The organism is Streptomyces sp. NPDC002536, assembly GCF_053594995.1.
This window is the reverse complement of record NZ_JBSFWU010000109.1, coordinates 1-24,358: the sequence shown is the minus strand read 5'-3', so window position 1 is coordinate 24,358 and position 24,358 is coordinate 1. Positions and strand designations below refer to the sequence as shown.

Sequence of the window (24,358 nt, the reverse complement as noted above, 5' to 3'; positions counted from 1 at the left end):
CCAGCTACCTCCCCCAGCTACCGCTGGGGGTGCCCCCAGGAGGTACCCCCAGCGGTAGCTGGGGGAGTGCTTCGGCTGCGGACGTGTCGTGGTTGCTCGCGCAGTTCCCCGCGCCCCTGACCGGGGCGCCCCCTACGGGGCGGTGAGCCGACCGTCCGTCATGGTCAGCACCCGGTCCGCCCGGCCCAGCAGCCCGCGGTCGTGGGTGACCAGCACCGTCGCCGTGCGATGCCGCCGCGTCACCTCGGCCAGCAGGGCCGTCACCTGCTCGCCCCGCTCGTGGTCCAGTGCCGACGTGGGCTCGTCCACCAGCAGCACGGACGGCCCGGTGCACAGCGCACGGGCGATGTTCACGCGCTGCCGCTCGCCCCCGGACAGCTGGTGCGGGCGGCGGCGCCGCTCGGCCGCGTCCAGACCGACCGACTCCAGCAGCTCCTCGGCCTGCGCGCGGGCGGCCCGGACATTGCCGCCGCGCAGGTGCTCGACCGCCAGCAGCTGCTCCACGGCCGTCAGCGACGGCAGCAGGTTCGCCTGCTGGAAGACGATGCCGACCTGCTCCCGCCGCAGCCGCGTCCGCTCCCGCTCGCCCAGGTCCGCCGTGTCCCGGCCGGCCACGACGACCCGGCCCGCGTCCGGGCGCAGCAGCGTGGCGGCCACCGCCAGCAGGCTGGACTTCCCCGAGCCGGACGGGCCCACGACGGCCACGAGCTCGCCCGGCGCCACGGCCAGCGAGACCGCGTCGAGCGCGGTGAGCGTGCGGTCGCCGTCGGGGTAGGTGAGGGTGACGGACTCCAGGGCGAGGGCCGTGGCAGTGGTCGTGGTCGTGGCGGTCATCGGGCGGCCCCCAGGGCGGTCAGCGGGTCGACGGAGGTGATGCGGCGTACGGCGAGCACGGAACCGGCCAGGCCCAGCAGCACCATCGCCGCCACCGGGACGGCCACCGTGGCCGCGCCCAGCTCGAAGGGCACGGCGGCGGAGGCCAGCCATCCGCCCACGACCCCGGCCGTGCCGCCCAGCGCCGTTCCCGCGACCAGCACGGCCAGTGCCTGGGCGAGGGCGTCGCGCACGAGGTAGCCGCTGCTCGCCCCGACCGCCTTCAGCACGGCGATGTCCGGGCGGCGCTGCACGGTCCACACCGTGAAGAAGGCCCCCACGACGAGCGCGCTCACCACGAACAGGAAGCCCTGCACCATCTGCAGCGTGCCGTGCTCGGCGGCGTACCCGTCGATCCCGTCCAGGGCGTCGGCGAGCGGCACGGCCTCGGTGGTGCGGGCCGCCGTCCCTGCCGGCTTGCCGCCGCCGGTGACGGCGAGCGCGGTCGGCTGCTGCTGGTGGGAGACCCGCTGCCAGGCGGGGAGCGTGGTCCAGACGCTGGGCGCGTGACCGTGGCTGCGGTCGGCGGTCAGCCCCGAGACGGTCAGCTGCTCGGTGCCGAGGGTGACGGTGTCGCCGATGTGCAGGCCGCTGTCGCGGGCCAGGCGCTCGCTCACGGCCACCGAGCCGTCGCCGGGCGCCGACCCGCGGACGAGAGCGGGGCGCAGCCGCTCGGAGGTGCCGAAGACGCTCACGGACGAGGCCTTGCCGTGCGCCGTCAGCCGGGTCATCGCCACGCCCAGCGGCTCGGCCGACGTCACGCCGGGCGCGGCGCGCCAGGCGGCGGCCTGCGGGCCGTCCACGGTGCTGTTGGTGAACGACACCTCCGGCGCGGCCCCGGCGGGGGCGCCGAAGACGATCCGGTCCGCCGGCAGCCCCGCGACCGCGGACGTGGCCTCGCGGGCCAGGCCGCCGGTCAGCCCGTAGAGGAAGACCACGAGCGTGGTGATGAGTGCGACGACCGTGCCCATCAGGGCGAACCGCCCCCGGGCGAAACGGATGTCGCGGAGTGCGACGAACACGAAGAGGACCTTTCCGGTCTTGGACGGTGGATGTCTCCACCGTCGCGTGCGCGCGCTCCCGGCGGTATCGGGAAGGGGAGTGGTCCGGAAATCAACCGAAGGGTTGACGCTCCCGGTGGAAAGCGCCCGGGCAGGAGGCCCGTACGCTCGATGGGGTGAGCAGAACCAGCCCCCCGCCCGCGCCCGCGGCTCCCGACGTGCCCTCGCTGCGGGTGGTCCGGTTCGCCGTGCACACCGCGTTCTACGCGCTGCTCGCCGTGGCCCTGGGGCCCGCCCTGCTGGGGGAGGAACCGGCGCTCGTCCTGCTGCCGGGCGCGGTGCTGGCCGCGGTGTACGCGGCCGGGGTCGTCCGGCACCGGGACCGTCCCATGCCGTGGCTGATCGCCGTCACCGCCCTGTGGCTGGTGCTGCTGGCGATGGACCCGCGCTCCTGCTACGTCGCCTTCCCGCTCTTCTTCCTCTACCTGCACGTCCTGCCGGTGCGCCGGTCGCACCCCGCGATCGCCGCGGCGACCGCCGCCATCGTGGCCGCGCAGGCCGCGGCGCCCGGCGGCCTCACCGCGGCCAAGGTGATCGGCCCGGTGGCCGGCGCCGCGGTCGCGATCATGACCGGGTACGGCTACGCCGCGCTGTACCGCGAGAGCCAGAAGCGGCAGCGCCTGATCGACGACCTGGTGCGCACGCGCGACGAACTCGCCGCCGCCCAGCGCGAGGCGGGCCGCCTCGCCGAGCGGCAGCGGCTCGCCCGCGAGATCCACGACACCCTCGCCCAGGGCCTGTCCAGCATCGTCCTGCTCGCCCGCGCCGCCGAGACGGCGCCCGGCGCGGCGGCCCGCGCCCGGGTCCGCGAGATCGGCCGCACCGCCGCGGACAACCTCGCCGAGGCCCGGCGCTTCGTCCAGGCCCTCACCCCGCCCGCCCTGGAGGACGCCCCGCTGCCCGAGGCCCTGCGCCGCACCACCGCACGCACCGTGCCGGGCGCCGTCTTCCGCGTGGACGGCGAGCCCTGCCCGCTGCCCGTCGAGACCGAGGTGGCCCTGCTGCGCCTGACCCAGGAGGCCCTCGCCAACGTCGCCCGCCACGCCCGCGCCGAGCACGCCGCGGTGACCCTGGCCTATCTGGACGGCCAGGTGGCCCTGGACGTGTACGACGACGGCGTGGGCTTCGTCCCCGGCGAGGTCCCGTCCGACGGCCGCCGCACGTTCGGCCTGCACGGCATGCACGAGCGCATCGCGGAACTGGGCGGCACCCTGACGGTGGAGTCGGCCCCGGGCGAGGGGACGGCGGTGGCGGCGGTGGTTCCGGTGGGTTCCGCTGCCGGGGTGCAGGCCGTCGCGCCGGGGAGGGTGGCCGCATGAGCGTCGTCGCTCCAGTCCGGGTCCTGCTCGTCGACGATCACCCCGTCGTCCGCCGTGGCCTGCGCGCCATGGTCGACGAGCTGCCCGACGTCGAGGCCGTCGGCGAGGCGGCCGACGGCGCCGAGGCGCTGCGGCTGCTCGACGCGCTCGGTGCGGGCGCCCGCCCGGACGTCGTCCTCATGGACCTCCAGATGGGCGCGGGCATGCACGGCGTCGAGGCCACCCGGCACATCACCGCCCTGCCCTCCCCGCCCGCCGTGCTGATCCTCACCACCTACAGCACCGACGCCGACATCCTCGCCGCCGTCGAGGCGGGCGCCACCGGGTACCTGCTCAAGGACGCGCCGCCCGAGGACGTCGCCGCCGCCGTGCACGCCGCGGCCCGGGGCGAGACCGTCCTCGCCCCGCCGGTCGCGGCCCGCCTGCTCGGCCGGGTGCGCTCCGGAGGGCGGCCCACCCTCTCACCCCGTGAGACCGAGATCCTGGGACTCCTGGCCGAGGGCCTGGCCAACCGGCAGATCTCCCGCCGCCTGTTCATCAGCGAGGCGACGGTCAAGACCCACCTCGTGCACATTTACGGAAAGCTCGGCGTGGACAGCCGCACGGCGGCGGTGACGGCGGGCCTGGCGGCCGGGTTGATCCGCCCCGTCTGACGGGTGCGAGAATCGTGGCGAACGCCCACGAGCACAGGGAGCACCGCACATGGCACCGGCCGTCCCCACGACGATGGACCGACCGCACTTCATCGGCATCGGCGGCGCCGGCATGTCGGGCATCGCCAAGATCCTCGCCCAGCGCGGTGCGGCCGTCGCGGGCAGCGACGCCAGGGAGTCGGCGACGGCCGAGGCGCTGCGCGCCCTGGGCGCGACGGTGCACATCGGGCACGCCGCGGAGCACCTCGCCGAGGACGCCACCTGCGTGGTCGTCTCCAGCGCCATCCGCGCCGACAACCCCGAGCTGGCCGCCGCCGCCGAGCGCGGCATCCCCGTCGTGCACCGCTCGGACGCGCTGGCCCGCCTGATGGACGGCCTGCGCCCGATCGCCGTCGCCGGCACCCACGGCAAGACGACCACGACGTCGATGCTGGCCGTCTCCCTCGGCGCGCTGGGCCTGGCGCCCTCGTACGCCATCGGCGGCGACCTGGCCGGCCCCGGCACCAACGCCGCGCACGGCAGCGGCGAGATCTTCGTGGCCGAGGCGGACGAGAGCGACCGCAGCTTCCACAAGTACGCGCCCGAGGTCGCGATCATCCTCAACGTGGAGCTGGACCACCACGCCAACTACGCGTCGATGGAAGAGATCTACGAGTCCTTCGCGACGTTCGTCGGCCGCATCCGCCCCGGCGGCACGCTCGTCGTCGCCGCCGACCAGGACGGCGCCCGCGAGCTGACCCGGCGCATCGACCGCCAGGACATCGAGGTCGTCACCTACGGCGAGTCCGAGGACGCCGACGTCCGCGTCCTCAAGGTCACCCCGCGCGGCCTGACCAGCGAGGTCACCGTCGACCTCAAGGGCCGCACGCTCACCTTCGGCGTCTCCGTCCCCGGCCGCCACTACGCGCACAACGCGGTCGCCGCCCTCGCGGCCGGTGCCGCCCTCGGCATCCCGGCGGACGATCTCGCCCCGGCCCTCGGCAAGTTCACCGGTGTGGGCCGCCGCCTGCAGCTCAAGGGCGAGGCGAACGGCGTCCAGGTGATCGACTCCTACGCCCACCACCCCACCGAGATGACCGCCGACCTGGAGGCCATCCGCGGCGCCGCCGCCGGCTCCCGCGTCCTCGTCGTCTTCCAGCCGCACCTCTTCAGCCGCACCCAGGAACTCGGCACCGAGATGGGCCAGGCCCTCGCCCTCGCCGACTCCTCCGTGGTCCTGGACATCTACCCGGCCCGCGAGGACCCGGTCCCCGGCATCACCAGCGCCCTGATCATCGACGCCGCCCGCGCCGCGGGCGCCGAGGTCCGCCCCGAGTCCGACATGGCGGCGATCCCCGAGGTGATCGCGGGAATGGCCCGCCCCGGCGATCTCGTTCTCACGATGGGCGCGGGCGACGTCACGGACCTCGGTCCGAAGATCCTGGCCCGCCTGGAGAGCTGAGCCGAGAGAGGACACGGCCGATGACGTACGAGGTCGAGAAGCCGGACGAGCAGTGGCGCGCGGAGCTGACCCCCGCGGAGTACCAGGTGCTCCGCCGGGCCGGCACCGAGCCCGCGTTCCGCGGCGAGTACACCGACACGAAGACGGAAGGCGTCTACGCCTGTCGCGCGTGCGGCGCCGAACTCTTCCGCTCCACCGAGAAGTTCGAGAGCCACTGCGGCTGGCCGAGCTTCTACGACCCGAGGGACTCGTCGGCCGTCGAACTCGTCGAGGACCGCTCCCACGGCATGCTCCGCACGGAGGTGCGCTGCGCGCGCTGCGGCTCGCACCTGGGGCACGTCTTCGAGGGCGAGGGCTACCCGACGCCGACGGACCAGCGGTACTGCATCAACTCGATCTCGCTGCGGCTGGTGCCGGCGGAGGGGTGACGTTCGCTGAGCGACTACAGCAGCTGGGCTGATGTGACGCGCCGAATTCGCGAAGCCCACCCCGGAATCTCCGATACGGAGTGGGAGGCACGCAAGCAGGAGGCGCGCACCGTGACCGAAGCGTATGCGCTCGGACGGCGCGCCTCGCGCAGGCTCGGGCCGGAGACGCCGTCGGAAGGCTGAGCCCGGCGAAGCCGGCCTCACCCCGGCTTCAGTTCGCTCATGCCCTTGCGCAGGTCGTCCACGTTCATGACCGGGTGCACCTCGACCTCGGCCTCCAGCTCCAGGAACAGCGTCTCCACGAGGCCGGGGAGCTGTGACGGGTCCTGCAGGTCGAAGACGAAGAGGCACGAGCGGCCGCCGTCCATCGTGGTGAAGTAGGCCGCTTCGGGGCGGAGCTTGTCCAGCATCGTTTGTATGTGCTCGGGCATGGTGCCGTTTCTGATCGCCTCGTTCGCGGTGTGGGTGTCCAGGCGGGCCCTGAGGAGCGTACGCATGATCCTCACCCCTTCGTGGTGTGATCGCGTCACTTTCAGGGTCCGTCCCCTTGCACCCGGGTGCAAACCTGGTCAGCGCAGCACCGCCGCCGTCTCCGGCGGCAGCCGCAGTGTGCCGTCCGCGCCGGGCGGGCCGACGGGCCGCCAGGAGGCGACGACCTCGCGTGCTGCCACGTTCAGCTCCGCCGGCCGGTCGCCCAGGTTGACCGCGACCTCGTACCGGCTGCGCCGGAAGTGGACGAGCGGGCGGGGCTGCCCGGTCACGGAGAGGATGCCGTACTCCCAGCGCGGGTCGGTCAGTTCGGCGGCACTGCGCCGCAACGCGATCAACTTGCGGTACCAGGCGAGCAATTCCGCATGTGGAGTGTGCTCCCGCTCGCTCCAGTCCAGGCAGGAACGGTCACGCGTGGCCGGGTCCTGGGGATCCGGGATCTCGTCCTCATGCCAGCCGTGCGCCGCGAACTCCCGCCGTCGGCCCTTGCGGACGGCCTCCGCCAGGGACGGATCCGTGTGGTCGGTGAAGTACTGCCACGGCGTACGGGCACCCCACTCCTCGCCCATGAACAGCATCGGCGTGAACGGCGCGCACAGCACGAGTGCGGCGGCGCAGGCCAGCAGGCCGGGGGAGAGGCGGGCGGAGAGCCGGTCGCCGAGAGCCCGGTTGCCGATCTGGTCGTGGGTCTGGGAGTAGGCGAGCAGCCGGTGCGCGGGGGTGGTGCGGGTGTCCAGCGGGCGGCCGTGCCGGCGGCCGCGGAAGGAGGAGTACGAACCGTCGTGGAAGAAGCCCCCGCGCAGCGTCTTGGCGAGGGCGTGCGCCGGGTCGGCGGCGAAGTCGGCGTAGTAGCCCTGGGATTCGCCGGTGAGGGCGGTGTGCAGGGCGTGGTGGAAGTCGTCGTTCCACTGGGCGTGGATGCCGTGGCCCCCGGCATCGCGCGGGGTGGTCGTGACCGGGTCGTCGAGGTCGGACTCGGCGACGAGGAAGAGGGGCCGGCCGAGGCGCCGGGCCAGCCCGTCCACGGCGGCCGAGAGCTCGGCCAGGAAGTGCCGGGGCCGGGTGTCGGCGAGCGCGTGCACGGCGTCCAGGCGCAGCCCGTCGAGCCGGTAGTCGCGCAGCCAGGCCAGGGCGCTGCCCACGAGATACGCCCGGACCTCGTCCGAGCCGGGTGCGTCGAGGTTGACGGCCGCGCCCCACGGCGTGTGGTGGGTGTCGGTGAAGTACGGCCCGAAGGACGGCAGATGGTTGCCGGAGGGGCCGAGGTGGTTGTGCACGACGTCGAGCACGACGCCCAGCCCGTGCGCATGCGCGGCGTCCACGAACCGCACCAGCCCGTCCGGCCCGCCGTAGGGCTCGTGGACGGCCCACGGCGCCACGCCGTCGTACCCCCACCCGTGCGTGCCGGGGAAAGGGCACACCGGCATCAGCTCCACATGCGTGACCCCCAAGTCGGCCAGATGCCCGAGCCGTTCGGCGGCGGCGTCGAAGGTGCCCGCGCCGGTGAACGTCCCGATGTGCAGCTCGTACAGCACGGCCCCGGCCAACGGCCGCCCGGACCAGGCCTCCTGCCGCCAGGCGAAGCGGGAGGAGTCGACGACGGCACTGAGCCCGTCCGGCCCGTCGGGCTGACGGCGCGAGCGCGGGTCGGGGAGCAGGGGTCCGCCGTCCAGGGCGAACCCGTACCGGCTGCCGGCGGAGGCGGGGGTGGAGCAGCACCACCAGCCGGCGCGGACGGGATCGGGCTCCATGGCGTACGCGGCACCGTCGACGTGAAGGGTCACGCGCCGCCGCGCCCTGGGCGCCCACACCTCGAACTGCACGACCGGCTCCCTTCGACGGTGACGGCGGTGCCGCTCATGCTCCCACTGCCGGGGCGGGCATGTGGCCTCCATCCCCATGGTGCGGCAGCGCCCCGTCAGGGGCGCGGGGAACTGCGCGATCAGCCACGACGCGCCCGCAGATGACGGGCCTCGGGGTGGTGCTGCAGGCTGGCGGCGGCTACGGGGACGTCGCCCCCGTCACTTCCCTCTGACCGGCTTGCAGTACGCGTTGGTCGACTGCCTTCCCTGGTCGCGGATGGTGTGCCCGTAGACCTCCTGGTTCAGGGAGTTCCGCCTCATGGGCATGTCGCACAGGACGGTCCGCTCGGAATTCCTGAGCTTGAACGGGTGCGTCGTGTCCCCTTCGGCTTTGCCCAGATGATTGCCGAGCAGATCGACGCCCGAGGCCCAGTTCTCGCCGCCTGCGGTCCTGTTGGGCACGTTGCAGTTCTCGCCGATGGTGTCGTAGTAGGGGCTGTGGTCGTCGACTTGATGGTGCAGCGCAAGCTTGGAGGTGCAGGTGTAGGTCGGCAGATCCTTCGCCGGCGCGGCCTGTGCGGCTGGCGCGACAGAGGCGACCGTGGCCAGTGTGCCGGCCGCCAGGGCGATGGCAGCCAGGGAGCAGTGCAGAGGCTTCACGTGGGCCCTTCCGGAGCCGGGGAACGGGAGGCGCCACGGGGGCGCGGCCCCATCTGTATCCGTCCCGGGGAGCGGGAGGGCGGGGCATGCTCGGACGTTCACCCGGATTGCGCACATCGTCGCCGAGTTCGGGAATCGGGGGATAGCCCCACCTGGAGCCGGGTGGGTAGCGGGATCGCCCCGGACGGCCGCGTCCGGACATGCTGAGCCCGGCCCATACAGATGATCTCCCGGCAGTTCCACAGGAGTTGACTGATGCGTGAGCAGGCATGGCGCAGGTTTCGTTCTTCCGGGCGGCGGGGCGGTCGGCGCAGAGCCGTGCCGGCCGCTGCTGCGGCGGTGGCCGTGGGCGTGATGACGGCGGGTGCCCTGGCGGCGCCGCCCGCGGCGTTTGCCGCCGCCAGGCCGGATTCCGTCCAGCAGAGCCTGAGCGCACTGGTGCACTCCGACGGCATGCCCGCCGCGCTGGCGAGCGTCAAGGACCGTGAGGGCCGCACCCGTACCTACACCGCAGGGGCCGGTGACCTGGCCACCGGCGCGAAGGTGCCGGTCGACGGTCAGGTGCGGATCGGCAGCAACACCAAGACGTTCACCGCAGTGGTCGTGCTGCAACTGGTCGCCGAAGGGAAGATCGACCTCGACGCCCCGGTCGACACCTACCTCCCGGGCCTCGTCCGCGGCGAGGGAATCGACGGACGCCACATCACGGTCCGCCAACTCCTCCAGCACACCAGCGGACTTCCCAATTACACCGGCCACCTCGACTTCGCCGCCATTCAGCACCGGTACTTCGAACCCCGCGACCTCCTCGACATCGCTCTGCAGCACAAGGCCGACTTCGCCCCCGGGACGAAATGGCAGTACAGCAACACCAACTACGTGCTCGCCGGCCTGATCGTCCAGAAGGTCACCGGCCGCCCACTCTTCGAGCAGATCGACCAGCGCATCATCAAACGCATCGGGCTGCGCCACACCTCCTTCCCCGCCCCCGGTGACATGACCATCCGGGAGCCCCATCCCAAGGGCTACTTCAGGGATTCGGAAGGCGCGCCTCTGCGTGACTTCACGGAACTGGACCCCTCCTGGGGGTGGGCGGCAGGTCAGATGATCTCCACCAACTCGGACCTCAACCGGTTCTACACCGCGCTCCTCGCCGGCCGTCTCCTCCCGGCGGCCCAGCTCGCCCAGATGCGCACCACCGTCCCCGCCGAACACCTGGGTCCCGGCGCCCGCTACGGACTCGGGATCGCGAGCAGGCCACTGTCGTGCGGCGGCGTCTACTGGGGCCACGGCGGTGACATCCCGGGATACGAGACCCGAGGCGGTGCCACCGACGACGGCCGCGCCGCCGACGTCGCGGTGACCAGCAGGCCGTCGGACGAGGCAGCCATGAGGCGCGTGGAGGCTGTCGTGGACACGGCTCTGTGCCGCTGAACCGCGCGGCCCGGGTACGGAGCGGTACGAGAAGCGGCGCTTCCTCCTCGCCCCCGCCGTCTCCGGCTTCGACATACCGGCCGCCGACCACGAACGCGCCCTCGTCGAAGCCGTCGACGCCGCAGAGGGCGCGGGGGCGGAGGCGGTCGAGGACCTCATCGCCGGTGAGCTGCAGCTGTACGTCGACGGTCCGGCCCGCGGCCGGGCGGCCGAGCGGGAGGCCTGCGTGCGGCCGTCGCCGGGATGTCCCGCCTCAACTACGCGCAGCAGCACGACACCCCCGCCTTCACCACCCCAGGGCCGCCGTCGCGCGACTGCCGGACATCACCTGCCCGGTGCGGGTACTCGTCGGCGACGAGGACACGACCGGCATGCGGGCGATGGCCGCCGCCATCGAGGACGCCTGCCCCCGCGCCACGCTCGCGCGCGTCCCGGACGCAGCCCACATGCTCGCGCTGGAGCACCCCGACGCGGTCGAACGCGAACTGCGCTCGTGGTGGCGGGACTTACGGCCTCACTGCTGATGCAGTCCCCGCCCCGCCAGTGACAGGAAGGCCTCGCCCACCGCCTCCGACAGTGTCGGGTGCGGGTGGATGTGCCGGGCGACATCGCCCGGTTCCGCCTCCCAGCCCACGATCAGCTGGCTCTCGGCGATCATCTCCGAGACGTGCGGGCCCACCAGGTGCACTCCCAGTACGCGGCCGCCGCCCTGCTCCGCGATCACCTTCACCATGCCGCCCCGGCCATGCACCATGCCCTTGGCAACGGCCGTCAGCGGCATGGAGTTGACCGCCACCTCGTGGCCGCGGTCGCGGGCCTCTGCCTCCGTCAGGCCCACGGAGGCGGTCTGCGGACTGGAGTACGTGACGCGCGGCACGGCCGCGTAGTCGACCGGTGCAGGCGTGCGGCCCGCCAGCGTCTCGGCCACCAACAGCCCCTCCGCGAACGAAGCGTGGGCCAGACCTAGCGACGGCGGCGGCAGCAGGTCGCCCACCACGTGGATGCCGGGGACGGATGTCTCCAGGCGTGACCAGTCGGCCGGAGCGACGAACCCCCGCCCGTCCGCGGCCAGTCCGGCCGCCACGAGCCCCAGACCGTCGGTTACGGGCACCCGGCCGACCGCCACCAGCAGTCGGTCCGTACGGAGTTCGCGGACGGCGCCGCGGGCCGTACGGACGACAGCACGGACACCGTCCTCGTGCAGGCGCGCGTCCTCCAGCCGCGCGCCCGTCTGTACGTCGATGCCCCGCTTCTTCAACCCCCGTGCGAGGTGGCGGCTCACGTCCTCGTCCTCAAGGGGCAGCAGCCGGTCGGCCGCCTCGACCAGCGTCACCTCCGCCCCCATGGAACGGTGCAAGGACGCGTACTCCACGCCGATCGCCCCGCCGCCCAGCACCAGGACCGAGCCGGGCAGGCCCGGCGCGAACAGTGCGTCGTCGCTGGTGACGACACGCACGCCGTCCGGCTCCAGGCCGGGCGGCGTACGCGGCCGGGAACCCGTGGCCAGGACGATCCCGCGCCGGGCACGCCACAACGCCCCCGCCTCCGCGCCCGAGTCGACGCGCACGGTGCGCGGTCCGGTCAGGGAGACGGAACCGCGCACGATGCGCACGCCCGCGTGGGACAGGTGGCCCTCCACCCCACGGTGGTTGCGGCCGACGATGTCGTCACGCGTCGCCGTCAGCGCCGGCCAGTCCACCGCGTCGAGCGTCGCCTTCACCCCCCACCGCTCCCGCGCCTCCGCGATCCCGTCCACCAGCTCCGCCGCGTGCAGCATCGCCTTGCTCGGAATGCAGCCGCGGTGCAGGCAGGTGCCGCCCACGAGGTCGCGTTCCGCGAGGACGACGTCGAGGCCGAGGGCCGCCGCGCGCAGGGCCGTGCTGTAGCCGCCGGTGCCGGCACCGATGACGATGACGTCCGTCTCCACTGTCTCCGTGACTGTCTCCGTGCTCATGGCTGCACTCTCCGTCCGTCCGGGATGATGAGTCCAACGCAATGTTTCGATCAGGCCGATGAAGAACCTTCATGAGGAGTAGGAGTTCCAGTGAGCCTGCGGCAGATGGAATATCTCGTCGCCGTCGTCGAGGAGCGGTCCTTCACCCGTGCCGCCGAGACCCTCAACGTCACGCAGTCCGCGCTCTCGCACCAGATCAAGGCGCTGGAGCGGGAGATCGGCGGCGCCCTGCTGGAGCGTCTGCAGCGCGGCGTCCGGCTCACCCCCATGGGACGTGCCTTCCTGCCGCACGCCGAGCGGGCCGTCCGCAGCGCCGGCCAGGCCCGCCGGGCGGCCAGGGCCGCAGCCGGGGCGGAGGGCGGCGAGCTGCACGTGGCCACCCTGCACGCGCTGGCCGTGGGCGTGCTGCCGCCCGTGTTCGCCCGCTGGCGGGCGGACTTCCCGGACGTCGTGCTGCACCTCCACGAGTACGCGACCACCGAGGAACTGCAGGACGGCATGGAACGGGGCGTGGCCGACGTCGCCGTGGGCCCGCGGCCCGAGGCATGGCCGGGGCCCGTGGTGCCGCTCGGCGACGAGGAGATCGTCGTCGTCACATCAGCAGGGGATCCGCTCGCCGGGCGGACGGACTTCGTCCCGCTGACCGACCTGGCGGACCGCGCCTGGGTGCGCTGCGCTCTGGAACCGCGCGTCCAGGGGCAGCGGTGGCTGGACTGGATCTGCGCACAGCACGGCTTCCGTCCGCTCGTCGCCCTGGAGACCGAGCACACGTCCACCGCGGTGCGCATGGCCGCGGCGGGGGTGGGCATCGTGGCGGCACCCGTCCCCCTCGCCGACGTCGTCACGGGAGCCGTGACGATACGGGTCTCGCCGGACTGGCGGCGCGAGCACACGGCCTTCTCGCGCGTGGAACTCGTGGGCGCGTCCGCCGAGTTCGTGCGCCTGTGCGCGGGCGCCTACGTGGAGTGGGCGGCGTAGGGGGCGGTTGCCTGCGCTGCTCGTATCCGGCCGCGCGGGCGGCGGCCGTCGGCCGTGTGGGTGGGCGTGAGCGCAAAAGGCGGCGGATCGTAGCGTGGGGCCGCGCTGTCGGGCACGTCGGGAAGAGGATGCGTGGCCTGAGGTCGGCCATTGCCGGGAGTCCTCCGTGAGTGTCTGCTGTGAACAGCTGGGGCTGGGGGAGAAGCGAGTGCGGGGCGGCCCGGCATGCAAGTGGTATATGCGGTGACCGGGCCGGGGGTCGACGGCCGAATGGACGGCGGGTTAAGGCTGTTCCGGAGCCCCTGGCGCAAAGCCGACCTTTTGGGGAAACGATGCTGCGCGCAAGGCTGTTGGGCGTCGAAAAAAACGGAATCAGAGAGGGGCGTCATGGAATTCATCGGGTACTTTCCCCAATGGTCGATCTACGACCGCAAGGTGTTCCTCAAAACCATCGACGACAACGGCACGGCGGAGCGGCTGACCATCCTCAACTACGCCTTCGAGAACATCACCTCGGGTGATGTGCCGGTGTCGGCGAAGTACCCCGAGGGATATCAGGGGTACCGCTGCTTCGAGGAGGTCAGGGCCCTCGACAAGGCGACGGCGGGCACTGCAGACGCCGGGATCAACGCCGAGGACGCGGGCGCGGACTACCTCACCCCGTTCATCGCGGGTTCGGGCAAGGAGCCCATCGGCTCCAACGACCCGGGCTGGGGCGCGCAGGCCCTCATGGGCAACTTCAACCAGCTCAAGAAGCTCAAGCAGAAGCACCAGCAGCTGAAGGTCCTCGTCTCGCTCGGCGGCTGGACGTACAGCCGCAACTTCTCGCTCGCCGCGGCGACCGAGCAAGGGCGAAAGGACCTGGTCTCCTCGTGCATCGACCTCTTCATCAAGGGGAATCTGCCCACGGAGATCTGGATGACCGACTGGCAGCACCCGGAGCTGCCACCCACCAAGAAGAAGCAGTACGGCGGCCCCGGCGTGGCCAAGGGAATTTTCGACGGCGTCGACATCGACTGGGAATGGCCCGGGTGCGACAAGGGACTTCCCGGGAACAAGTTCGACCCGGTGCACGACAAGGCGAATTTCGTGGCGCTCCTGAAGGAGTTCCGCAAGCAGCTGGACGACCCCGAGCTGGTCCGCAACTACCCGCCGCGTGGCGGGAAGTACCTGCTGACCGCCTTCCTCCCCGCCGACCCGAAGATCATGGCGGCCGGCTGGGACGCACCCGAGGTCATGAAGTGCCTGGACTTCGGCAACATCCAGGGATACGACTTCCACGGGGCGGGATGGTCGGGGGAGACCGTCACCGACCAGCAGTCCGCCCTCCTCCCGCCGGCCACCGGGCTCACCGTGGAGGGCGCGGTCGACGCCTGGATCAAGGCGGCGGGTGAGAGCGTTCGGTCGAAGCTGACCTTCGGGATCCCGTACTACGGCCGCGGCTGGAAGAACGTGGGAACGGAACACCCCGACGGACTGCACAACTCCTCAACCGTGCCGGCGGACGGCAAGTACGAGGCGGGCTTCAACGACTACCGCGAGATCGCGAAGCTCGGCGACAGCTACAAGGTGTACTACAGCCCGGACAAGGCCAACTGCAGCTTCGCCTGGCGGTACAGCGAGACGGACCACGTCTTCTGGACCTTCGACGACCCGACCCTCGTCTACCGCAAGGCCGCCCACGCCAAGAAGATCAAGCTGGGCGGGGTCATGGCCTACTCGCTCGACGGCGACGACCCGACGACGGGCGTGCTCTCGCAGCAGATCCGCGCCGGACTCGACGGCACGAAGCCGCCGTTCAACGGGGTGAACGGGGGCTGAGCACCCGAGATGACAGTGCGCTCGGCTGGGGCTCCCCAGCCGAGCGTTGGTTTCTGACACCAGAAGCTCAATGGGCTACGCCGTTCGCCCCATTTGTCGCGGAATTCCTCCCACCGATAGCCGGAACCGGCCACTCCGGCGTCAGAAACCTCGATTTTCAGGCGGCGTGCGCGTACGCCGGCCGCCCCGCGTGGAGTTCGGCACAGGTGCCGGTGCGGGCGGCGTACAGGGCTGCGGCCACTCTGTGGGCCTGATATGTGGTGCAGTGCGTGTGCAACTCGTGCTGTGTCAGCCACTTGTACGCCGCCAGCTCGGGTACGTGGCCGCTGTTCGGGTGCGCCAGGCGGACGGCCGTGTCGTCCGCGATCGTCAGCGTCTGATAGACGAAGTCGATCGCGGCCGGCGCGCACGTGCGGTGGTCGCGCGGCGTGAAGTCGGTGAGGACGAGCCGGACGGGCGACAGGGCCAGCCCCGTCGCCCGCTTGCCCTCGCGCACCATCGCCTCCCACGCCGGTTCGTCCTCCCACGCGGTGCCGCCGGGCAGTTGGAAGTTCCGTCCGGTGTTCGGGGCGCCCTTGCGGTAAGGGGACACGAGCAGCACCTTGCCGTCGCCGTTGAGGATGAGGGCCAGCGCACGGATGCGTGGTGAGGGCATGGGGGCGCCTTTCGGGTTGTGGGGGAATTCGGGCGCACTACCGAACGTGGTGGTTCGGTCGCTCAACCAGCTTGGGGCGTGCCAGAGTTGCCGGGCAAGCCACGGCGAAATATTCGCCGAAGTGGCATATTCGCCGCGCAGGGCACGGGTTTCCGAGCAGCGGGCACGGGGTATCTGGCAGCGGGCATGAGTGCTCCTGAGCAGGTCATCAGTGCCGTCGAGTGGGACACGAGCGCTGCTGGACCGGGCACGGGAGGGCGCACGCATGGCAGTGAAAACAGGGCCGACGATCCGTCGAGTTCAGCTCGGCAAGGAGCTGAAGCGGCTACGGGAGCGGGCCGGGATGTCCTTGGTGCAGGCGGTTGAAGGGCTTGCCTTCAGCGATACGAAGCTGTGGCGCGTCGAACGAGGCATGACCAGCCTCGACAAGCTCTCGGATCTGCGGAGCCTGTGCGAGCGGTACGGGGTTGAGGACGACGAGGACGTCGACTTCCTGGTCAGGATCCAGCGGGAGTCGCTGAGCCGGGACTGGTGGATGCCATACCGGAGCGTCATGCCGTCGGGCATGGCGCTGTTCGTCGGCTTGGAGGCCGACGCCCGGAGACTGCGGGCTTGGCAGCCGACGGTCGTGTACGGGCTGTTGCAGACCGAGGCGTACGCGCGAGCAATGTTCGAGACCGCGAAGCCTGTCGAGGAAACGACCACCGAGTTCGTTGAGCGCAACATCCAGCTGCGGGTGGATCGGAAAGAACTGATCACCAGGTCGAAGAGTCCCGTAGAGCTTCGGATCATCCTGAGCGAGGCTGCGGTTCGCATCGTCTACGGCAGTACAGATGTGATGCGTGAGCAGTGTGCGGAGATTGTGGAGCTGAACAAGCTCGACAACGTGACCGTGCAGATCCTTCCGTCGATCACGCCGACGTACCGGGCTGCCGGGAACTTCACGCTGATGGACTTTGACGCGCCAGTGACCACGGTTGTCCACACCGACGGAGGCGCCGGAGCTGTGAACGTGATCGACAAGGAGACCGAAGTCTGGGCGCATACCCGTAGGTTCGATGCCATGAGTGCTGGTGCCTTGGGCCCTGGGGAAACGCCCGGATTCCTGGAACGGCTTGCAAGAGAGTGGGTGTAGCCGACATGACCAGCGGCATAGCTTGGCGGAAGTCTTCCTACAGCACGCAGGATGGCGGTGCATGCATCGAGGTCGCCTGGCTCAAGTCCTCTTACAGCACGCCGGAGGGGCAGGCATGCGTGGAGATCGCGGCGCTGCCCGAAAAGGTCGGCATACGCGACTCCAAGAACCGATCGCGCCCCGCGATCACCATCCCCGCCCCCGCCTGGCAGGCGTTCATCGTGGAACTCTGCAACAACTGACCAGGGCGTACCCGGTGGCGCCCCGTAGGGGCGCGGGGAACTGCGCGACCAGCCACCGACGGCCCGCAGTCGACGCACTACTCCCGCACCAGCAACGCCACCGGCCCCGCCCCCAGCAGCTCCGCCAGGAGCACCGGTGGCCCCGCAGGGTGTGCGCGCCCGCTGAGCGCGTCGCGCCAACTCCCGCCCCCGGGGAGCGGAAGCACCGTCCCCCGCCAGCCACCGCCCCCGGCCAGCCGGCGAGGCAACCGTGTTGCGACCGCGACGACGTGGCCCGCGCGGCCGAACGCGACGCAATGGCCGGCCGCAGGCCCAACGGCCGCCAACGGCTCGTACGACGACGCGGCACCGAACCACTCCGGATGCGCGCGCCGCAGGCGCAACGCCGCTCGCGTGAGCCACAGTTTCTCCCCGGGCAACCCCTCCACGGCGGGGCGGCCGCCATCTTCCGGCGGCTTCCGGTTGTCCGGGTCGACGAGCGCTCGGTACACGGTCTCCGTCCCCATGTACAGGTCCGGCACCCCCGGCATCGTCAGGTGCAGCAGCGCCGCCCCCAGCGTGTGGGCCCGGATCGACGGCCCGGCCTCGTCCGCGAGGCGCACGAGTTCCTCGTGCAGCGCCCCGCCCGGCCCGGCGGCGACAAACGCCTCGACCGCCGCCTCGTAGGCGGCATCCGGCTCCGTCCACGTGGTCAGCAGTGCGGCCTCCCGCACTGCTTTCCGCATCGCCGGCGCGAGCCGCCCCGCGTCCCCCGCCCCCAACCCGAACGCGTTCTGCCAGGCCACCCACGCCACGTGCGGGTCGGGCGCGGGGCACCGTGCCCACAGCCGGCTCATCAGCTCGGCCCACCGCTCCGGGTACTCGCTCAGTGCGGCGATCCGCGCCCGTACGTCCCCGCTCCGCTTGGTGTCGTGCGTGGACAGCACGGTTCCCGTCAACGGCCAGTCCCGCTGCAGCCGTCCGCAGAAGGCGTGGAACTCGGTCGAGCAGACCGCCGGGCGGTCCGGTGTGCCGCCGACCTCGTTGGCGGAGAGCAGTGGCGCGTAGCGGTAGAACGCTGTGTCCTCCACCGACTTGGCCCGCAACGCGGTGGCGGTCTGTGCGAAGCGGGCGCAGAAGTCCCGGTGGTCCGGACCGTCGCCCAGGCGCCCCAGGGCCGCGTCCCGCACCATCTCCACGACCGCCGCTTCCTCCGGCACGGCGAAGGCCGAACGGGCGCCCTGTGCGGCCTCGTCGAGCATCGCCCAGTCGACCGGTGCGACAGGCATCGCGCCGCAGGGCGCCGCGTAGGGCCGGTACACCGGGAGCCGTACCAGGATCTCCCGCAGAGCCGCCCGCAGGGCCCACGGCGCGTGGTCGCGCAGGACGTGTGAGGACTCGCAGACGCGCACGCCCACACGCACCAGCCGTTCGACCTCCGCCGCCAGCTCGTGTGTGACCACGCGGTACGCCGCGCGGCGCACCGTGGCGGGCCAGTCGCCGCCCTGGTCGGCGGGACGGCCGGTGAAGGCGCGGTAGGCGGCCGCGAGTTCGGTGGCGCCTTCGGGGTCGGTGAAGAGGCCGTCGAGGTGGCGGAGGGCGTCGTAGCCGGTGGTGCCGGCGACGGGCCAGTCGGCGGGCAGGCGTTCGTCACCGCTGAGGATCTTCTCGACGACGATCCAGCTTTTCCGCGCGGCATGGTGCAACCGCCGCAGGTAGCCGGACGGGTCCGCGAGGCCGTCGGGGTGGTCGATCCGGAGCCCGTCGAGCACTCCCTCCCGCACCAGCTGCAGCAGCTTGCAGTGCGTGGCGGCGAAGACGTCCGGGTCCTCGACACGCACGGCTATCAGCCCCGATACGGTGAAGAACCGGCGGTAGTTGAGCTCTGTACGAGCGAGTCGCCACCACGCGGGGCGGTACCACTGGGCGTCGAGCAGCTCGGGCAGCGGTAGCTGCTCGGTGCCGGGGCGCAGCGGGAACGTGTGGTCGCGGTAGTGCAGGACGCCGTCCTCGGCGCGGAAGTGGGCGAGCTCGTCGCCGAGCCGTCCGGCGAGGACGGGCAGCAGGATCTTGCCGCCGTGTTCGGCCCAGTCGATGTCGAACCAGCGGGCGCAGGGCGAGGCCGGGCCGTCCCGCAGGACCTCCCACAGCGGGCCGTTGAGGTGCTCGGGCACCGGGACGGCCATGTGGTTGGGCACGATGTCGGCGATCAGGCCGAGCCCGTGGGTGTGTGCCGTGCGGGCGAGGGCCCGCAGCCCGTCCTCGCCGCCGAGTTCGGCCCGGACGGCCGAGTGGTCGGTGACGTCGTAGCCGTGGGTGGAACCGGGCGCGGCCTCCAGGACGGGGGAGAGGTGGAGGTGGGACACCCCGAGGGAGGCGAGTCGCGGCACGGCGCGTTCGGCTGCGGCGAAGGGGAAGCGGGGCTGGAGCTGGAGCCGGTACGTGGCGGTCGGCCGCGCCGGGCCGCCGGATGCGGTGCGCTGCATGGAACGTACGTACCCGCTGCGCGGCCAGGGCTACGCCAGGCGTTGTTCTTCGGCTGCGGGCCGGCTGTGGTTGCTCGCGCAGTTCCCCGCGCCCCTTACGGGGCGCAGCCCCTACGCAGGCCTCTGCAGGATCACCAGGCTCCTGTCCGTCAGCGTCAATCGCTCGCCCGCCGCCACCTTCGGGCCGTCCGTCGAGACGCCCTCCGGGCGTGCCGTGTCGACGACGACCTGCCACTGCCGGCCGTGGTCGGCGGGGACGAGGAAGTCCAGCGGTTCCTCGTGGGCGTTGAACATCAGCAGGAAGGAGTCGTCGACGACGGGCTCGCCGCGCGGCCCGGGTTCGGAGATGGCGCTGCCGTTGAGGAAGACGGCCAGGGACTTGGCGTGGGCTGCCTGCCAGTCGCTGTCCCGCATTTCATCGCCATCCGGAGTGAACCAGGAGATGTCGGACAGTTCGTCGTGCGTGCCCTGCACCGGGCGGCCGTGGAAGAAGCGGCGGCGCCGGAAGACCGGGTGGTCGCGGCGCAGCCACACCAGGGAGCGGGTGAAGCGGAGCAGCCTGCGCGCCCGGGCCGAGGACTCCTCGGCGGCGTGCGGCCAGTGCAGCCAGGAGAGTGGGTTGTCCTGGCAGTAGGCGTTGTTGTTGCCGTGCTGGGTGCGGGCGAACTCGTCGCCGTGGCTGAGCATGGGCACGCCCTGGGACACCATGAGCGTGGCGATGAAGTTGCGCATCTGCCGCTCGCGCAGGGCCAGTACCGCGGGGTCGTCCGTCTCGCCCTCGGCGCCGCAGTTCCAGGAGCGGTTGTGGCTCTCGCCGTCGCGGTTGTCCTCGCCGTTGGCCCCGTTGCGCTTGTGGTGGTACGAGACAAGGTCGTTGAGAGTGAAACCATCGTGGCAGGTGACGAAGTTGATCGAAGCCAGCGGGCGCCGCCCGTCGCCCTGGTAGAGGTCGGAGGAGCCCGTCAGCCGCGAGCCGAACTCCGCCAGGGTCGCCTGCTCGCCCCGCCACAGGTCGCGCACGGTGTCCCGGAACTTGCCGTTCCACTCGGTCCACAGCGGCGGGAAGTTGCCGACCTGGTAGCCGCCCTCGCCGACGTCCCACGGCTCGGCGATCAGCTTCACCTGGCTGACGACCGGATCCTGCTGCACCAGGTCGAAGAACGACGACAGCCGGTCCACCTCGTGGAACTGCCGGGCCAGTGTGGCCGCGAGGTCGAAGCGGAAGCCGTCCACGCGCATCTCGGTCACCCAGTAGCGCAGCGAGTCCATGATGAGCTGCAGCACGTGCGGGCTGCGCATCAGCAGGGAGTTGCCAGTGCCGGTGGTGTCCATGTAGTAGCGCGGGTCGTCCGCCAGACGGTAGTACGAGGCGTTGTCCAGGCCCCGGAAGGAGAGCGTGGGCCCCAGATCGCTGCCCTCGGCCGTGTGGTTGTAGACGACGTCGAGGATCACCTCGATGCCCGCCGCGTGCAGCGCCCGCACCGCCTGCTTGAACTCCAGCACCTGCTGGCCCCGGTCGCCCCAGGAGGCATAGGCGTTGTGCGGGGCGAAGAAGCCGATGGTGTTGTAGCCCCAGTAGTTGGCCAGCCCCGCGTCCACCAGCCGGTGGTCGTTGACGAACTGATGGACCGGCATCAGCTCGATCGCCGTCACCCCGAGCTCCGTCAGATGCCCGATGAGCGCAGGGTGCGCGAGCCCCGCGTACGTGCCGCGGATCTCCTCCGGCAGCGCAGGGTGAAGCATCGTCAGACCCTTGACGTGGGCCTCGTAGATGACCGTGCGGTGGTAGTCGGTGCGCGGCGGGCGGTCGTTGCCCCAGTCGAAATACGGATTGACCACGACGGACGTCATCATGTGGGGTGCGGAATCAAGGTCATTGCGCTTGTCCGGGCGCCCGAAGGGATAGCCGTAGACCGCCTCGCCCCAGTCCACCGCACCGCTGATCGCCTTCGCGTACGGGTCGAGCAGCAGCTTCGCGGAGTTGCAGCGCTGCCCGCGCCCCGGCTCGTACGGGCCGTGCACCCGGAACCCGTACCGCTGGCCGGGCATCACGCCGGGCAGATACGCATGCCACACGAAGGCGTCGCTCTCCCGCAGTTCCACCGCCGTCTCGGAGCCGTCCTCGTGCAACAGGCACAACTCGACCCGCTCGGCAGCCTCGGAGAACACCGCGAAGTTCGTCCCGGCGCCGTCGTACGTGGCGCCGAGGGGGTACGCCTGTCCAGGCCACACCTGCATGGGGGGAGTCTTCCACCTCGCAGGGTCTCTTCCCGGTCATTCACACCGGCGCTCACGGAGCACCAGCGGTGCATCCGGTGCGGACGAGCGTCCGCAGGGGGCAACCGGCGGCACGGCGAAGCTCGTCCAAGCGGGTGACAACAGGTGACAACAGCGGCCCGGAGGACGACCGCACGGCGCCCGCATGATGGCCGCACGACGACCCGAGGACTATCTGGCTATGAATCAGCTCACGTGCTCCGCCCGGGCCGAGGACAACACGGCGGCCGATGGACCCAGTTGGCCGAAGCCCGGCGGAGCGCGTGTGCGCCGTGTCCCGCCCGCACAGTAATCTGCCTTGATCGTTGGACGGGGGCGGAAGGCGGGTGCACAGGTGAGCTCGGGCGGACTGGAGCTGCCCCCCGGAGACGGCTGTCCCGAGGGAGACGGTTCGACCGGCACACCACCCGGTGTGGTGTCCCTGACGCGTCCCAGGGAGATCGGCGCGGAACTGGACTGGGACAGCACGGCCTGGGGCGAGGTGCGCACGCGCGCCCGCCGGGCCGGGCGGGCCTATATCTGGCTGAACCTGGTGGAACAGCGGCTGCGCGCCGTCGTCGCCGCCGTGCTGCGGCCGGTCTACGAACCGGTGCACGGCGAGGACGAGTGGGTCGTCGCCGCAGCGGGCCCCGCCGGGCAGGAGTGGGTGCAGCGCGCCGCGGCCGTACGGGAGGTCAGCCGGCGCAAGGGCTATCTGCTCGACCCGGCCGACGACAACGTCCTCAGCTTCCTCACCCTGCCCCAGCTGCGCGAACTGCTCGTCCAGCACTGGCCCTGCTTCGAGCCCTACCTGGACGACCGGCGCGAGCTCGAACTGGCACTGGACGAGCTGGAGGTCGCCCGCAACGTCGTCTCCCGCAACCGCGCGCTCTCCCAGACCGTCCTCGCCCAGGCCGAACGGGCCTCGGCCCGCCTGCTCGACATCCTCGGCGGCAGCGGGACGGGCCCCACCTCCGCCGACCGGCTGCCCATAGACGCCGTCGAGGACCTCGTCGGCGACCGCTACGCCGACGTCGTCGGCGTCCACCCGGACCGCGTGCGCCTGCAGCGGCAGCTGCCCGTCGAGGACCTCTTCGGCAACGCCCGCCGCCTGGACGCCGTCGGCATAGGCCTCAACCTGCTCGTCCAGAACTACTCCGGGCGCCGCCTGGTCCGCCTCGCCGAGGCCGGCTGCCGGGTCCGGCTGCTCTTCCTCAACCCGGCCAGCAGCGCGGTGAAGCGCCGGGAGCGGGAACTGGGCATCAAGAAGGGCGAGATGAGCAGGTCCGTCGAGATGAACATCATGCACATGCGCCGGGTCCGCGACCGGCTGCGCGACCCCGGGGCCTTCGAGATCCGCGTCTTCGACGAGACACCGCGCTTCACCGCGTATCTGGTCAACGGGGACGGATCGGACGGCCTGGCCGTCGTGCAGTCGTACCTGCGCAAGGCGCGCGGCATGGAGTCGCCGGTGCTGGTGCTGCGCGGGGGCGGCCGGTCCGTGGTGCGCGAGGGGCGCGGCGCCGACGACACCGGCGGGCTCTTCGAGACCTACCGCGAGGAGTTCGAGGGCGTGTGGACGGACTCCCGGCCGGTGTCCTGAGGGGCCGGTGTTCTGACCGGTGTCCTGGCCGGTGTCCTGAGGGCCCGAGCGGGCCCTTTCCGGCCGGGAAGGCCGATTGTCAGTGGTGCGTGGCAGGCTGGGTGACCAGACGGGGGAAGCACCACCTGAGGGGGGATCGCCATGGGCTGGCACGATGAGCTGCTGGTCGGCTTCGACCTGGAGACCACGGGCACGGACCCGGCGCAGGCCAGGATCGTCACGGCGGCGGTCGTCGAGACCAAGGGCGGGGTGCTCCTGGGGAGCCGGCACTGGCTGGCCGACCCGGGGGTGCCCATTCCGGCCGAGGCGGCGGCGATACACGGCATTTCGAGCGAGGAGGCGGCGGCCCGCGGCCGCCCCGTCCGCGAGGTGGCCGAGGAGATAGCGGCCGCGCTGGCCGGGCACTGGTCGATGGGAGTGCCGGTCGTCGCCTACAACGCCCGCTTCGACCTGAGCCTGCTGGAGGCGGAGCTGCGCCGGCACGGGCTGCCGTCGCTCGGCGAGCGGCTGGGCGAGGGTGCCGAAGTGGGCCCGGTCGTCGATCCGTTCACCATCGACCGCGCGGTCGACCGCTACCGCAAGGGCAGGCGGACGCTGGGCGCGACGTGCGAGGAGTACGGCGTCGAGCTGGCCGGGGCGCACGAGGCGGGCGCGGACGCCCTCGCCGCGGTGCGGGTTGCGCGGGCGGTGGCCGCGCGGTACCCGGAGGTGGCGGAGGCGGATGTCCGGCAACTGCACGCGGACCAGCGGCGCTGGTACGCGGAGTGGGCGGCGGGCTATCAGGCGTGGTTGCGTCGGCGGGGGGATGCGGGGGTTGTTGTCGAGGGGGAGTGGCCGATGCGGTAGCGCCCCGAAGGGGCGCGGGGAACTGCGCGAGCAGCTACGACGCTCCCGCAGTCGAGGTTCTCGGGGCTTCGCCCCGGACCCCTGGGGTCGTGCGTCGGCTGCGGGCCGGTGGGGGCTGGTCGCGCAGTTCCCCGCGCCCCTACGGGGCGCCTGGTCGCGCCCACGCGGCGGAGCCGCATATGTGAACAGCCCCGCGCCCCAGACGGGGCGCGGAGGACCGGAGGACGGGCCCCAGAACCGGTT

21 protein-coding genes are annotated in these 24,358 nt (G+C 71.9%); 12 read left to right on the top strand and 9 right to left on the bottom strand.

The annotated features are described in order from the left end of the window. Positions 1-132 precede the first annotated feature (132 nt). Together ACWD4B_RS29500 and ACWD4B_RS29495 are read right to left on the bottom strand one after the other, a co-directional pair. Entirely contained in the window at positions 133-834 is a 702-nt protein-coding gene (locus tag ACWD4B_RS29500) for an ABC transporter ATP-binding protein (protein WP_451423606.1), read from the bottom strand. Further along, positions 831-1,895, bottom strand: coding sequence for an ABC transporter permease (locus ACWD4B_RS29495; protein ID WP_451423605.1), 1,065 nt, complete (start codon positions 1,893-1,895; stop codon positions 831-833). Before ACWD4B_RS29495 ends, ACWD4B_RS29500 begins: the two co-directional genes overlap by 4 nt. Positions 1,896-2,050: 155 nt before the next feature. On the opposite strand from ACWD4B_RS29495, the gene ACWD4B_RS29490 reads away from it, so the two are divergent. Genes ACWD4B_RS29490 through msrB form a run of 4 tightly spaced genes read left to right on the top strand, consistent with a single transcriptional unit; the run spans position 2,051 to position 5,775 of the window. Then, positions 2,051-3,253 (top strand): sensor histidine kinase, encoded by a 1,203-nt coding sequence (locus ACWD4B_RS29490; protein ID WP_451423604.1) that lies wholly within the window; start codon positions 2,051-2,053, stop codon positions 3,251-3,253. Beyond that, entirely contained in the window at positions 3,250-3,906 is a 657-nt protein-coding gene (locus ACWD4B_RS29485; protein ID WP_451423603.1) for a response regulator, read from the top strand. The genes ACWD4B_RS29490 and ACWD4B_RS29485 overlap by 4 nt, the downstream gene beginning before the upstream one ends. A 49-nt stretch (positions 3,907-3,955) precedes the next feature. Further along, positions 3,956-5,347: a UDP-N-acetylmuramate--L-alanine ligase gene (gene murC, locus ACWD4B_RS29480; protein ID WP_451423602.1), complete on the top strand. Its 1,392-nt coding sequence runs from the start codon at positions 3,956-3,958 to the stop codon at positions 5,345-5,347. Positions 5,348-5,367: 20 nt separating this feature from the next. Next, a complete protein-coding gene (gene msrB / locus ACWD4B_RS29475; RefSeq protein ID WP_391151077.1) occupies positions 5,368-5,775 on the top strand; it encodes a peptide-methionine (R)-S-oxide reductase MsrB in 408 nt (135 codons plus the stop codon). Between the two features lie 200 nt (positions 5,776-5,975). On the opposite strand, the gene ACWD4B_RS29470 is transcribed toward msrB, so the two are convergent. The 3 genes from ACWD4B_RS29470 to ACWD4B_RS29460 all read right to left on the bottom strand — a co-directional run bounded on the left by ACWD4B_RS29470 (position 5,976) and on the right by ACWD4B_RS29460 (position 8,726). Further along, positions 5,976-6,272 carry a hypothetical protein gene (locus tag ACWD4B_RS29470; RefSeq protein ID WP_451423601.1) on the bottom strand — a complete coding sequence of 99 codons (297 nt, stop codon included), beginning with the start codon at positions 6,270-6,272 and terminating at the stop codon, positions 5,976-5,978. A 72-nt stretch (positions 6,273-6,344) separates the two neighbouring features. After that, positions 6,345-8,087 carry a malto-oligosyltrehalose trehalohydrolase gene (treZ, locus tag ACWD4B_RS29465; RefSeq protein WP_451423600.1) on the bottom strand — a complete coding sequence of 581 codons (1,743 nt, stop codon included), beginning with the start codon at positions 8,085-8,087 and terminating at the stop codon, positions 6,345-6,347. A 198-nt stretch (positions 8,088-8,285) separates the two neighbouring features. After that, complete coding sequence (locus ACWD4B_RS29460; protein WP_451423599.1) at positions 8,286-8,726, bottom strand: hypothetical protein; 441 nt, start codon at positions 8,724-8,726, stop codon at positions 8,286-8,288. A gap of 255 nt (positions 8,727-8,981) precedes the next feature. On the opposite strand from ACWD4B_RS29460, the gene ACWD4B_RS29455 reads away from it, so the two are divergent. Together ACWD4B_RS29455 and ACWD4B_RS29450 are read left to right on the top strand one after the other, a co-directional pair. Beyond that, positions 8,982-10,160, top strand: a complete 1,179-nt coding sequence (locus ACWD4B_RS29455) for a serine hydrolase domain-containing protein (protein WP_451423598.1) — start codon at positions 8,982-8,984, stop codon at positions 10,158-10,160. 335 nt (positions 10,161-10,495) lie between these two features. Beyond that, the gene (locus tag ACWD4B_RS29450; RefSeq protein WP_451423597.1) at positions 10,496-10,684 is read left to right on the top strand and encodes an alpha/beta fold hydrolase; all 189 of its coding nucleotides are present in this window, start codon (positions 10,496-10,498) and stop codon (positions 10,682-10,684) included. Here ACWD4B_RS29450 and lpdA read toward each other — a convergent pair. Further along, a complete protein-coding gene (gene lpdA, locus ACWD4B_RS29445; RefSeq protein ID WP_451423596.1) occupies positions 10,675-12,114 on the bottom strand; it encodes a dihydrolipoyl dehydrogenase in 1,440 nt (479 codons plus the stop codon). The two genes, ACWD4B_RS29450 and lpdA, sit on opposite strands and share 10 nt — an antisense overlap. Before the next feature lie 90 nt (positions 12,115-12,204). Between lpdA and ACWD4B_RS29440 the strand changes: the two genes are divergently transcribed. Both ACWD4B_RS29440 and ACWD4B_RS29435 read left to right on the top strand, forming a co-directional pair. Next, a complete protein-coding gene (locus ACWD4B_RS29440; RefSeq protein WP_451423595.1) occupies positions 12,205-13,092 on the top strand; it encodes a LysR family transcriptional regulator in 888 nt (295 codons plus the stop codon). Between the two features lie 387 nt (positions 13,093-13,479). Continuing rightward, the gene (locus ACWD4B_RS29435; protein ID WP_451423594.1) at positions 13,480-14,913 is read left to right on the top strand and encodes a glycoside hydrolase family 18 protein; all 1,434 of its coding nucleotides are present in this window, start codon (positions 13,480-13,482) and stop codon (positions 14,911-14,913) included. A 157-nt stretch (positions 14,914-15,070) separates the two neighbouring features. On the opposite strand, the gene ACWD4B_RS29430 is transcribed toward ACWD4B_RS29435, so the two are convergent. After that, positions 15,071-15,568 carry an NUDIX domain-containing protein gene (locus ACWD4B_RS29430; RefSeq protein WP_451423593.1) on the bottom strand — a complete coding sequence of 166 codons (498 nt, stop codon included), beginning with the start codon at positions 15,566-15,568 and terminating at the stop codon, positions 15,071-15,073. Between the two features lie 265 nt (positions 15,569-15,833). Here ACWD4B_RS29430 and ACWD4B_RS29425 point away from each other — a divergent pair, with 265 nt between their 5' ends. Both ACWD4B_RS29425 and ACWD4B_RS29420 read left to right on the top strand, forming a co-directional pair. After that, positions 15,834-16,703 (top strand): helix-turn-helix domain-containing protein, encoded by an 870-nt coding sequence (locus tag ACWD4B_RS29425; RefSeq protein WP_451423592.1) that lies wholly within the window; start codon positions 15,834-15,836, stop codon positions 16,701-16,703. A gap of 5 nt (positions 16,704-16,708) precedes the next feature. Then, positions 16,709-16,945, top strand: coding sequence for a DUF397 domain-containing protein (locus tag ACWD4B_RS29420; RefSeq protein WP_451423591.1), 237 nt, complete (start codon positions 16,709-16,711; stop codon positions 16,943-16,945). A 77-nt stretch (positions 16,946-17,022) separates the two neighbouring features. Here the strand turns inward: ACWD4B_RS29420 and treY are convergent, their stop codons facing one another. After that, positions 17,023-19,410, bottom strand: a complete 2,388-nt coding sequence (gene treY / locus ACWD4B_RS29415; RefSeq protein WP_451423590.1) for a malto-oligosyltrehalose synthase — start codon at positions 19,408-19,410, stop codon at positions 17,023-17,025. Between the two features lie 111 nt (positions 19,411-19,521). Continuing rightward, positions 19,522-21,648: a glycogen debranching protein GlgX gene (gene glgX, locus ACWD4B_RS29410; protein WP_451423589.1), complete on the bottom strand. Its 2,127-nt coding sequence runs from the start codon at positions 21,646-21,648 to the stop codon at positions 19,522-19,524. Positions 21,649-22,021: 373 nt separating this feature from the next. On the opposite strand from glgX, the gene ACWD4B_RS29405 reads away from it, so the two are divergent. Next, a complete protein-coding gene (locus tag ACWD4B_RS29405) occupies positions 22,022-23,269 on the top strand; it encodes an SAV2148 family HEPN domain-containing protein (RefSeq protein ID WP_451423588.1) in 1,248 nt (415 codons plus the stop codon). A 141-nt stretch (positions 23,270-23,410) separates the two neighbouring features. Continuing rightward, positions 23,411-24,115, top strand: a complete 705-nt coding sequence (locus ACWD4B_RS29400) for an exonuclease domain-containing protein (RefSeq protein ID WP_451423587.1) — start codon at positions 23,411-23,413, stop codon at positions 24,113-24,115. Positions 24,116-24,358: the final 243 nt, after the last annotated feature.